Source organism: Flavobacterium branchiicola (assembly GCF_018383905.1).
GTDB classification, from domain to species: Bacteria; Bacteroidota; Bacteroidia; order Flavobacteriales; family Flavobacteriaceae; genus Flavobacterium; species Flavobacterium branchiicola.
Genome location: NZ_JAGYWA010000001.1, coordinates 777898 through 789379 on the forward strand (window position 1 = coordinate 777898; position 11482 = coordinate 789379).

11 protein-coding genes are annotated in these 11482 nt (G+C 33.7%); 10 read left to right on the forward strand and 1 reads right to left on the reverse strand.

Annotated elements, in window-relative coordinates:
• Positions 1-4: 4 nt before the first annotated feature.
• The 8 genes from ruvC (at position 5) to KHA98_RS03315 (ending at position 5963) form a co-directional block, all read left to right on the forward strand.
• Positions 5-559 (forward strand): crossover junction endodeoxyribonuclease RuvC, encoded by a 555-nt coding sequence (gene ruvC, locus KHA98_RS03280; protein WP_213255234.1) that lies wholly within the window; start codon positions 5-7, stop codon positions 557-559.
• A 104-nt stretch (positions 560-663) separates the two neighbouring features.
• On the forward strand, positions 664-1803 hold the full coding sequence (hemW, locus tag KHA98_RS03285; RefSeq protein WP_213255237.1) for a radical SAM family heme chaperone HemW: 1140 nt from the start codon (positions 664-666) through the stop codon (positions 1801-1803).
• A gap of 15 nt (positions 1804-1818) precedes the next feature.
• On the forward strand, positions 1819-2781 hold the full coding sequence (locus KHA98_RS03290) for a D-2-hydroxyacid dehydrogenase family protein (RefSeq protein WP_213255239.1): 963 nt from the start codon (positions 1819-1821) through the stop codon (positions 2779-2781).
• A 23-nt stretch (positions 2782-2804) separates the two neighbouring features.
• Positions 2805-3566 carry a cyclase family protein gene (locus tag KHA98_RS03295; RefSeq protein ID WP_213255241.1) on the forward strand — a complete coding sequence of 254 codons (762 nt, stop codon included), beginning with the start codon at positions 2805-2807 and terminating at the stop codon, positions 3564-3566.
• Between the two features lie 471 nt (positions 3567-4037).
• Complete coding sequence (locus tag KHA98_RS03300) at positions 4038-4439, forward strand: GNAT family N-acetyltransferase (protein ID WP_213255393.1); 402 nt, start codon at positions 4038-4040, stop codon at positions 4437-4439.
• The gene (locus KHA98_RS03305) at positions 4436-4786 is read left to right on the forward strand and encodes a DUF4260 domain-containing protein (RefSeq protein WP_213255244.1); all 351 of its coding nucleotides are present in this window, start codon (positions 4436-4438) and stop codon (positions 4784-4786) included. Before KHA98_RS03300 ends, KHA98_RS03305 begins: the two co-directional genes overlap by 4 nt.
• Positions 4787-4792: 6 nt before the next feature.
• Complete coding sequence (locus KHA98_RS03310) at positions 4793-5164, forward strand: MmcQ/YjbR family DNA-binding protein (protein WP_213255247.1); 372 nt, start codon at positions 4793-4795, stop codon at positions 5162-5164.
• A gap of 82 nt (positions 5165-5246) precedes the next feature.
• Entirely contained in the window at positions 5247-5963 is a 717-nt protein-coding gene (locus KHA98_RS03315; RefSeq protein ID WP_213255249.1) for a PH domain-containing protein, read from the forward strand.
• Positions 5964-6127: 164 nt separating this feature from the next.
• On the opposite strand, the gene KHA98_RS03320 is transcribed toward KHA98_RS03315, so the two are convergent.
• Positions 6128-7228 carry a DUF4407 domain-containing protein gene (locus KHA98_RS03320; RefSeq protein WP_213255252.1) on the reverse strand — a complete coding sequence of 367 codons (1101 nt, stop codon included), beginning with the start codon at positions 7226-7228 and terminating at the stop codon, positions 6128-6130.
• A gap of 231 nt (positions 7229-7459) precedes the next feature.
• On the opposite strand from KHA98_RS03320, the gene KHA98_RS03325 reads away from it, so the two are divergent.
• A complete protein-coding gene (locus tag KHA98_RS03325) occupies positions 7460-10270 on the forward strand; it encodes a TonB-dependent receptor (RefSeq protein WP_213255255.1) in 2811 nt (936 codons plus the stop codon).
• Between the two features lie 76 nt (positions 10271-10346).
• Entirely contained in the window at positions 10347-11405 is a 1059-nt protein-coding gene (locus KHA98_RS03330; RefSeq protein ID WP_213255257.1) for a phytase, read from the forward strand.
• Positions 11406-11482: the final 77 nt, after the last annotated feature.

Sequence of the window (11482 nt, forward strand, 5' to 3'; positions counted from 1 at the left end):
ACTCTTGACAAAAGAACGCATCATATTAGGTATTGACCCCGGAACCACAATTATGGGTTTTGGATTAATTAAAGTAACCAATAAAAAAATGGAATTTCTGCAATTGAATGAATTGCAGCTTTCTAAATATGATAATCATTATCAAAAACTAAAAATCATTTTTGAAAGAACGATCGAATTAATCGAAACGCATCATCCTGATGAAATTGCTATTGAAGCGCCTTTCTTTGGCAAAAACGTGCAATCGATGCTGAAATTAGGTCGTGCACAAGGTGTTGCCATGGCAGCCGGACTTTCAAGAGATATTCCGATTACGGAATACGAACCTAAAAAAATAAAAATGGCGATTACCGGAAACGGAAATGCCAGCAAAGAACAAGTTGCCAAAATGCTGCAACAGCTTTTAGGTTTAAAAGAATTACCCAAAAATCTCGATTCAACCGATGGTTTGGCGGCTGCGGTTTGTCATCATTTTAATTCTGGAAAAGTTGTTGCAGGAAAAAGCTATACCGGTTGGGATGCTTTTGTGAAACAAAATGAAGATCGAATTAAGAAATGAGATAATGTGACAATTAGAAAATGAGATAATTCTCTAGACAAAGAATAAATTATCTCATTTTCTAATTGCCAAATTATCTAATTATGATTATTATCTAATTAAAAATGTCAGGAATCTACATACACATACCATTTTGCAAGCAGGCTTGTCATTACTGCGACTTTCATTTTTCTACTTCGATGAAAAAGAAAGACGATATGGTTTTGGCTTTGGCTAAAGAAATCGGTATGCGTAAACCCTTTGACACCGCCCAGGATGAAAATATCATTGAAACGATATACTTTGGTGGAGGAACACCTTCAGTTCTAAGCAATGAAGAAATTAACTTTTTAATTTCTGAAGTTTACAAAAATTATAATGTTGCTGATAACCCAGAAATTACTTTAGAAGCAAATCCGGATGATTTGTCTGCGGAACGAATTCTGGAATTGTCCAAAAGTCCTATTAATCGTTTAAGTATCGGGATTCAGTCTTTTTATGAAGATGATTTGAAGATGATGAATCGCGCCCATAATTCGGCGGAAGCCAAAAAATGTCTTGAGGAAGCTACTAAATATTTTGATAATATTTCGCTGGATCTTATTTACGGAATTCCAGGATTGAGTGATGAAATGTGGAGACAAAATATACAAACAGCTTTGGATTTTCGCATTCCGCATATTTCAAGTTATGCTTTGACGGTTGAACCGAAAACAGCTTTGAGCAAATTGATACAAACCGGAAAAATTGCAGAACCTCAGGATGAAGTGGCTTCTAATCATTTTATGATTTTGGTTGAAATGCTTCAGAAAAATGGTTTCGTACACTATGAATTATCCAATTTTGGAAAAGAAAATTACTTCTCCAAAAACAATTCTGCCTATTGGTTGGGCAAAAAATATATCGGAATCGGGCCTTCTGCACATAGTTACGATGGCATAAAAAGAGGCTGGAATATTGCTAATAATTCGCTTTATATAAAATCAATTCAGAATGACGAACTTCCTATTGAAACTGAAATTCTAACCGTTTCAGATCGTTATAACGAATATATTATGACGGGTTTGCGAACCATTTGGGGCGTTTCTTTAGATAGAATTGAAAATGAATTTGGATTGGAATATTTGAATTACCTAAAAAAACAATCTCAGAAATTCTTAAATGACAATTTACTTTCAATTGAAAATAATATTCTCAAACCAACTCCAAAAGGAAAATTTTTAACGGATGGAATTGCTAGTGATTTGTTTTATTTAGATTTATAATAAAAAACTTTCTTTATGAAAATTACAATTTTAGACGATTACCAAAATGCTGTTGAAAAACTTGAATCTTTCAAAATTCTAAATGGACACGAAGTACAAATTTTAAATTATACCCATAAAGACAATTTAAAATTAGCTACTCTTTTAAAGGATTCAGAAATCATAGTATTAATTCGAGAAAGAACGCAAATTACTGAGGATTTACTTTCTAAATTGCCAAATCTAAAATTGATTAGCCAAACTGGTAAAAAATCAAATCATCTTGACATAGATGCCTGCACAAAATATAAAGTTGCTGTTGCAGAAGGAATTGGTTCTCCAGTTGCTCCGTCAGAACTGGCTTGGGCATTGATTATGAATACTGTTCGTAAAATTCCGCAAGCAATTGAGGCGATGAAACAAGGAAAATGGCAGGTTAATATTGGTTCAACTATTAAAGGAAAAACAATTGGAATTTGGGGTTACGGTAAAATTGGCCAACAAATTGCAAAATATGCTGCTGTTTTTGGTGCCGATGTTTTAGTTTGGGGAAGCGAAAGTTCTAGAGAAAAAGCGGTTGAAGATGGTTTTCAAAAAGCAGATTCTAAAGCGTCTTTTTTCTCAGAAAGTGATGTCATTACTTTACATTTACGTTTAAATGAAACCACATTTGAGATCGTTAAGAAAGCAGATTTAGCATTAATGAAACCAACTGCAGCTTTGATAAATACAGCAAGAGCAGAATTGATTGAACATGGAGCATTAATTGCGAGTCTAAAAGAAGGAAAGCCTGGTTTTGCAGGTTTAGATGTGTATGAAGACGAACCTATTTATGATGGGAATTTTGAATTACTGCAAATGCCAAATGTTGTTTGTACGCCTCACATTGGTTATGTCGAAGTGAATAGCTATGAGTTATATTTTGAAAAAGCTTTTCAAAACGTAATTAATTACATCAATAATAATCCGACTAATATTGCAAATCCAGAAGTACTATAAAATCTTAAAATAATTGATTCAAAATGCTTGCAACTATAAATCATAATAATCAAATAATAGAAATTGACTTATCAAAACCCATTGATATCTCAATTCCACTAACCAATACAGATGAAAATCCGATTGCCTGGTATATCGAAAAACCTTCCATTGAACCCGTAGTTTTTGGTGACTGGATTGGGAAAGTTTCTGAAGGAAAATCTTCGACTAATTTTAATAATATTTTCTTTAATCCGCATGGGCATGGTACGCATACGGAATGTTTAGGACATATTACAAATGATTTTTACAGCATCAATCAATCGTTGAAACAGTTTTTCTTTACTGCGAAATTGATTACGGTTGAACCTGAGAAAATTGGAGATGATTTGGTTATTACAAAAAATCAGATTGTAAACTTACTTACAGAAAAGACTGAGGCAATTATTATCAGAACACTTCCAAATCTGCTGGACAAAAAATCGAGAAAATATTCGAATACAAATCCGCCTTATTTATCTGAAGATGCTGCAATATTTATCCGCGAAAGCGAAATTAAGCATTTATTGATTGATTTGCCAAGTGTTGATAAAGAACATGACGAGGGAAAATTATTGGCTCATAAAGCGTTTTGGAATGTAAAAGACACCGTAAATCTAAATGCTGATGCGAGATTAAACGCAACTATAACAGAAATGATTTATGTTCCAGACGAAATTGAAAATGGAAATTATATACTAAATCTCCAAATCGCTTCGTTTGAAAATGACGCAAGTCCAAGCAAGCCGATTTTATACAAGATTTAAAAAAGTTAGCCACGACCCGAGCAATAGCGAACAGGCGAAGCAATTGCACAAATTTTCGCGAATTTCTTTTTTATTTTGCCACTGATTAAAGGATTAAAAATGATTTAATCTGTGAGAATCTTTTTAATCTTTGCAAAAATAATTTGTGAAAATTTGTGTAATTTGTGGTTAAAAACCGACCCCCAATGATAACAGTATCTACAGATAAAACAAAACTCGACGTTCTTTTATACAGATAACAAAATCGCTTCGTTTGAAAATGATGTGAGTCCGTCGAATCCTATTTTATATAAGATTTAAAAAAATCAACCACAAATTTCGCAAATTTTCACAAATTATTTTTTGCAACAGATTAAAGGATTAAAATGATTCTGTGAAAATCATTTTACCCCGATAGCTATCGGGAGTGGCAAAATATTAAAAAGAAATTTGTGAAAATTTGTGTAATTTGTGGCTAAAAAACAAACACCAATGATTACCGTTTCTACAGATAAAACAAAACTCGACGTTCCGTTTATTCAGAACTTTTTAAAAGACATTTATTGGGCTGCAGGACGAACAATGGAGGAAGTTCAACGCACAATCGATGCTTCGGTTTGTTTTGGAATTTATTTAGATGACAAACAAATTGGCTTTGCGCGCGTCATAACCGATTATGTCGTTTTTGCTTATTTAATGGATGTATTTATTACTGAAGAACATCGCGGAAAAGGGTATTCCTCTATTTTAATTGAAACCATGATGAACGAACCACAACTTCAGGAAGTTAAAATCTGGCGTTTGGCAACCAGCGATGCTCATTTTTTATATGAAAAATTCGGATTTACAAAACTGAATCATCCTGAAAAGATGATGGAAAAAATCGTAAAATGAACACAATAATCAAACTCGAAGAAACTGCCTTATTTATTTTTGGAATCTATTTATTCAGTCTTTTAAACTTTGAATGGTGGTGGTTTTTGGTTTTAATTTTAGCGCCCGATTTGTCGATGATTGGTTATGCATTTGGAAATAAAGCCGGAGCGTTTTTATATAATGTGTTTCATCACAAAGGAATTGCAATTCTGCTTTATCTTTTAGGTTTATATTTTAAGAATGAATTGCTTCAGTTAGCCGGAATTATTTTATTTTCACATTCGGCAATGGATCGTATTTTTGGATACGGTCTTAAATATGAAAAAGGTTTTAAATACACACATTTAGGTGAAATTGGTAAATAGATAATTATGAATTTAGAAACGTTTTACGAATATTGTCTTTCGAAAAAAGGAGCCAGCGAGCATTTTCCTTTTGATGAAGATATTTTGGTGTTTAAAGTGGGCGGGAAAATTTTTGCTTTATCTTCTTTAAAACAATGGGAAAAAGAGGAAGCTTCCGTCAATTTAAAATGTGATCCAGACCGTGCACAGGAACTCAGAGCAGAATATGACGAAATAAAACCGGGTTTTCATATGAGTAAAGTACACTGGAATACCTTAGCTTTAAACGGAAATTTGCCTGATAAATTTGTAAAAGAACTTATAGACCATTCGTATGAATTGGTTTTCAAAAGTTTGACAAAGAAAATTCAAAATGAAATTATCGAATTAGAAAATTAGGCATTACATTTGTAGCGTCAGTAAAAAAACTTAGCGACTTAGTTCCGAGGTTTCGGAACAGTAACTTAGCAACTTAAAAAAAATGAAAGAACAATTTAAAAAATTTCTGAACGAAGAACAAGATCCAAAAGCGATTGAAAAAATCACTTCAAAACTCACCGATTTATTGATGAAAGGCGAAGAAGTTGGATATATAGCAGTACAAAAAAAACCTGCAATAACTGTTTTTCCTGACAGTATAGTTTTAACTAATAAAAGAATTATCATTTGCAAACCTAAAAATCTTGGTCTTTCTATGGACTTCACAGATTATACCTGGGATGATATTGCAAGTACTTTTGTAAAAGAAAACATTTTAGGTTCTGAGTTTTCATTTGGTACAAAAACAGATTTAGCTGTTTCTATTGACTACATTCCGAAAATTCAGGCCAGAAAGATTTATACTTATGCTAAAGAGCAAATGGATTTATTGAAAAATCCAGTTACTGCAGGAGCACCGGTTCAGGAAGCTGCCATAATTGAAGAAGCTGTATACGAAGATGAAGCAGAAGACGAAATTGAAGAAGTGGAAGCAGAAGAAGTAACCAGCTTTGCTGAAATTTTGCCAGCTGCTCCAGTTTACACTGAAACTTTCGAACCAATTCAGCCTCAGGCTCCAACGGGAGATCGTAAATTAAGTGATTTATCTAAAGAGGAACTTTTTGATAAATTACAGAATTACAAAAAACTTCTTGATAATGGTTTAATCATGCAAGGAGAATATGATGCTTATAAAAAAGAGATATTAAGTTACATGTAATTTTTTAGTCTTAAAGTCAAAAGTCGAAAGTCTTAAAGTTTTTTCCTCTTTGTAAATTATAAAAGCCAGAATAGTATTTTTCTATTTCTGGCTTTACTTTTTAAGTCTCTACTTCCAACTTTTAGACTTTCAGACTTTCGACTTTGGACTTTCGACTTTAAGACTTACAAAGTCGCTTTCTGCTTTTCTACAAATTTATGTGATTGCAGTTCCAATAGTTCTTTTGCATTTTTTCGCTGTAAATCGTATAGTCCTCTATCTTCGGCAATATCAGCATATACTTTATCATGCATTGTGGCACTGGTTTTAACTAATAATTCGCGTTGATATTTATTTTGTAATAAAGTCGCTTTCATCGCTGTTTCGGCTTCTTCCTGTTTGAAATCAAATTCTCCTTTTGGAGCCAGTAATTTGGCAATAATAGGCGAAGTTTCAATGGCTAAAAACAGCAACATTATGAAAAATGACGGAAGCCAAGGCAATTTATTCAACGCATTGATGCGCGCCATCAAACCATCGAAACCTTCAATAATGGGCTGAGTTTGTGAAACTTTTTTATCTAAATCGGCCTCTAATTGTTTGCCTGTTTTTTCTTTTTCAGCAATTTTAGCTTCGTTTGTTATTTTCAAAGCTTCAAGCTCTTTTAAAGATGCATCGTGTTTTTCACGTTTTTCCTTATAAACCGGACCTTTTCCTAGTTTTTTGGTTCCGGCAGTTCCTTCTGCTTCTGTTATATATGTAGAATATAAAGCATCTACTTCTTTTTCTTTCTTTACAATATCTGCTTTTAATGTTGCAATATCCGCCTTGTTTTTATCTAAATCAGATTTGAAATAATTCCCAACTTGCTTTTTGTTGGCTAATTCCATTTCGTTTTTCTCTTTCAATAAAACAGTATTAATTTCTTTTTCAAAGATTTTAATTTCCAACGGTTTTGAAATTACAATAGCAATAATGATTGCCAGTACAATACGCGGAGTAGCTTGTAGAAATTCGTCCATGAAACGATCTCTTTTCTTAATGGTAGAAACGATAAAACGATCCAGATTAAAAATCAATAAACTCCAAACAAACCCGAAAATTAAAGCCGGATAAATAGAGTCGAAAACGGTAAAAAGCGCATAAGCACTGGCCAGAAAAGCCATAACTGCGGTAAAGAAAACGGTGGCGCCTATACCAACATATTTGGTTTGTTCACCTTCTGAACAACCTTCGAGGAGATCGCTGTCTGCTCCCGAACATAGGATAAAAAATTGTTTTAACATGATTGATGATTTTTGATTGATTGATACGGCAAATTTAGCGCCAAAAAATTAATTATCAGGCAAATAGTTGATTTGTTTTTATTTGAGTCTAGATTATTTAGGTTTAATAAATGTTACTTTAACATTAATAACTCTGCTTTTTATCCGGCTAATCATAACGTTATGTTAATTTTTTTCAACTCCTTTAATAACATAAAGGTTCTAGTTTCGCACCAAATCAAACTACACACCATGAAAAAAATTTATTTATTAGTAACATTTATGCTATTGGCCTTTTCCGGTTATGCTCAAAAAGCAATAATTTCAGGAAAAGTATTAGATATTGACGATAAACTTCCTTTGCCTGGGGCGATGATTCAAATCGTTGGCGAAAACAAATACACGGTTTCAGATTATAATGGCCGTTTTGAATTATTAAACATCAATACAGGAACTTATAAAGTAACTGTAAAATATATTGGATATACTGCCATTACACAAGATATAACTGTGGAGCAAGGTAAAAACAACATAATCGATTTTGCGCTTAAAACTTCGGGAACTGAGTTAAATGAAGTAGTTGTTGGAGACATCTTAAAAGGTCAGGCCAAAGCGCTGAATCAGCAAAAAAACAACAAAAATATTGGGAACGTTATTTCATCTGACCAAGTTGGACGTTTTCCTGATGCTAATGTTGGAGATGCCTTAAAACGTGTTCCGGGAATTACTATGCAGAATGATCAGGGTGAAGCGCGTAACATTATTATTAGAGGTTTGGCTCCTTCTTTGAACTCTGTTACTTTAAATGGTGACCGTATTCCATCAGCTGAAGGAGATAACAGAAATGTTCAAATGGATTTGATTCCGTCTGATATGATTTCGACTATCGAAGTAAACAAAACACTTACCTCAGATATGGATGCTGATGCGATTGGAGGTTCTGTAAACTTAATTACAAGAGCAACTCCAAATGGCGAAAGAATATCTGCAACACTTGCCGGAGGTTATTTGCCAATTCGCGAACATGCCTCTTATACTGCTGGTTTAGTGTATGGAAATCGTTTTTTCGACAATAAACTTGGAGCAGTTTTCAGCGGATCATATAATAATGTAGATTACGGATCTGATAACATTGAAAACGAATGGGTAAAAGATGATTTCGGAAACGAATATTTACAAGCTTCAGAAATTAGAAAGTATGATGTACAACGTATTCGTCGTAGTGGTTCTATTGCTTTAGATTATAAATTTGACGAAAACAATACCATTTTTGCTAATGCCATTTATAACTGGAGAGACGATAGAGAAAACCGTTTCAGAACTACTTATGATGATATTGAACCAATTTACAATGGCGAAGAAATCACCGGTTTTGAAGGTCGTGTAAAACGTCAGACAAAAGGTGGAGTTGACAACAACAGAAACAAAAACAGAAGATTAGAAGATCAGCGTGTTCAGAATTATTCTATTCGTGGAGAACATTTAATCAGTTCCAAACTGGATCTTGACTGGTCAGCAAATTATGCAAAAGCAAGAGAATATCGTCCGGGAGAACGTTATATCGAATACCGTCAAAAAGGTTTAGATATAGTTGAAGATTTATCTGATTTGAGATTTCCTTTGGTTACAACAAGCGGAGAATCTTTAGACAAATTCAAATTTGATTCGGTTACAGAAAATACGGATGATACAAGTGAAAGTGAATTTGGAGCAAAAGTAAATATCCGTTTTCCTTTCTCTGTAATTGCTGGAGAAAAAGGAAGATTAAGAACAGGTCTTAGACTTCGTTTAAAAGAAAAAGAAAGAAACAATTCATTCTATTCTTACGAACCTCTTAATGATGCAATGGAATTATTATCTGAAGTTCCAACTAGTTATTACGATGGGAAAAACTTTAATCCGGGAAGTAAATATGTACCGGGAACATTTGCTTCGGCTGCATTCTTAGGAAGTTTAGACTTAAACAATCCTGCATTATTTGACAAAGAATCAGACCCGGCAGAATTCTTAGCAGTAAACTACAATGCAAAAGAGAGTATTTATGCTGCTTATGTAAGATGGGATCAGGATTTTAACGATAAACTTTCAATGGTTTTAGGTTTCCGTATGGAGAATACTCATATTGATTATACCGGAAATCGTGTTTTGGATGAAGAAGAATTAGAAAGCCAGATCAATACGAAAAACTCGTACACGAATTTATTGCCAAGTATCTCTTTTCAATATAATGCGACAAAAGATTTAGTTTTAAGGGCAGCTGCAACAACAGCTTTGGCAAGACCAAATTATTATGCATTGGCTCCTTATGTAAACAATATTGCTGCCGATAAAGAAATTACAGCCGGAAACCCGGATCTTGATGCAACATACTCATACAATTATGATTTCATGGCCGAGAATTATTTCAAATCTGTTGGTTTGATTTCCGGAGGTGTTTTCTACAAAAAATTACATGATTTCATTTACAACTACAGCGACAATCAATATACTGATGCGAAATTTGCAGCCGATTTTCCTAATCAGGTAAATCCAATTCCTGCGGGAGAAAACTGGTCCTTCTTACAATCAAGAAATGGTGACACGGTAGATGTTTACGGTTTTGAGGTAGCTTTTCAACGTCAGTTAGATTTCTTGCCAGGAAAATTCCTTAAAGGTTTTGGCATCTATTTAAACTATACTTACACAAAATCGAAAGCAAAAGGTATTGCTGATGAAGATGGAAATGAAAGAAACGATATCAGTCTTCCGGGAACAACTCCACACATGTTTAATGGTTCATTATCTTGGGAAAACAAACGTTTTTCTGCAAGGGTTTCAACCAACTTTACTTCAGATTATTTAGATGAATTAGGTTCTGAATCTTACAAAGACAGTTATTATGACAAGCAATTTTTCTTAGATGCAAATGCTTCTTATAAAATCACACCAAAATTGCGTCTTTTTGCAGAAGCGAATAACTTAACCAATCAGCCTTTACGTTATTATCAAGGTGTTGAAGCGCATACAAAACAAGCTGAATATTACCAGGCACGTTATAATTTCGGATTGAAACTGGACTTGTAAAATACAATTTTCAAAAATTCTTAAATTAGGCAGTGTTTAGCGCTCTGTCTAATTGCATTAAAATATAGATAACACAATGAAAAATAAATCTTTAATAGCTTTTTTACTTTTAAGCCTTTCCTTCACCGCTTGTAAGGATGATAAATTAGCGCCAGTTGCAGCAAATGCTGTAAAACCAACAACGGTTACGGAAGCTTTGCCACACGATACTGATGATCCTTCTATTTGGATTCATCCAACTGATGCTTCAAAAAGTATTATTGTGGGAACTGATAAAGACACCGATGGTGGCTTGTATGCTTTTGATTTAAAGGGAAAAATTATAGCAAAATCTGAAGTTCTAAAACGTCCGAATAATGTTGATATCGCTTACGGATTAGTTATAGACGGGAAAAAAACAGATATCGCAGTAACTACAGAACGCGAAACCAATAAAATAAGAATTTTTAGTTTACCTGATTTAAAAGCTATTGATAATGGCGGGATTCCGGTTTTTGAAGGTGAAGATTTACGCGACCCGATGGGAATTGCATTGTACACACGCCCAAGCGACAAGAAGATTTTTGCTATCGTAGGAAGAAAATCAGGTCCGTCAGGAAGTTATTTATGGCAATATGAACTTTCGGGTTCTGGTAAAAATGCGGTTGCAAAAGTAGTTCGCAAATTTGGAGCTTACAGTGGCAAAAAAGAAATTGAGGCGATTGCGGTTGATAATGAATTAGGAACTGTTTTGTATTGTGACGAACAATTCGGAATCAGAAAATATAAAGCGGATCCAGCTTTAAACGATAATAAAGAATTAGCTCTTTTTGGACAAAAAGATTTTAAAGCTGATAATGAAGGAATTGCTATTTACAAAAAAACGGATTCTACAGGATATATTCTAGTTTCGAATCAACAGGCAAATTCTTTTATGGTTTACCCAAGAGAAGGTGCAAAAGGAAATCCAAACAGTTATCCTTTATTGGCTGAAGTTCCAACTTCTACAGTAGAATGTGATGGTGCAGATGTTACAAGCCTAAATTTAGGAGGAGATTATAAAAATGGGCTTTTTGTAGCGATGAGCAACGGAATGACTTTTCATTACTATGCCTGGGATTTAATTCAAAAACGCATAGACGAAGCTAAAAAGTAATTTTTTTTTTTGAGGTTTTCAGTCGCGGCGTCAGTGTTCTATTTATTTTTTTTTTGCGACTGAAAACCAAACAAAAA

Excerpts from the sequence above, each read along its gene's own strand:
- KHA98_RS03290 (WP_213255239.1), top strand. The coding sequence starts at position 1,819 with ATGAAAATTACAATTTTAGACGATTACCAAAATGCTGTTGAAAAACTT.
- hemW (WP_213255237.1), top strand. The coding sequence starts at position 664 with ATGTCAGGAATCTACATACACATACCATTTTGCAAGCAGGCTTGTCAT.
- KHA98_RS03325 (WP_213255255.1), top strand. The coding sequence starts at position 7,460 with ATGAAAAAAATTTATTTATTAGTAACATTTATGCTATTGGCCTTTTCC.
- KHA98_RS03310 (WP_213255247.1), top strand. The coding sequence starts at position 4,793 with ATGAATTTAGAAACGTTTTACGAATATTGTCTTTCGAAAAAAGGAGCC.
- KHA98_RS03320 (WP_213255252.1), bottom strand. The coding sequence starts at position 7,228 with ATGTTAAAACAATTTTTTATCCTATGTTCGGGAGCAGACAGCGATCTC.
- KHA98_RS03300 (WP_213255393.1), top strand. The coding sequence starts at position 4,038 with ATGATTACCGTTTCTACAGATAAAACAAAACTCGACGTTCCGTTTATT.
- KHA98_RS03330 (WP_213255257.1), top strand. The coding sequence starts at position 10,347 with ATGAAAAATAAATCTTTAATAGCTTTTTTACTTTTAAGCCTTTCCTTC.
- KHA98_RS03305 (WP_213255244.1), top strand. The coding sequence starts at position 4,436 with ATGAACACAATAATCAAACTCGAAGAAACTGCCTTATTTATTTTTGGA.
- KHA98_RS03295 (WP_213255241.1), top strand. The coding sequence starts at position 2,805 with ATGCTTGCAACTATAAATCATAATAATCAAATAATAGAAATTGACTTA.
- KHA98_RS03315 (WP_213255249.1), top strand. The coding sequence starts at position 5,247 with ATGAAAGAACAATTTAAAAAATTTCTGAACGAAGAACAAGATCCAAAA.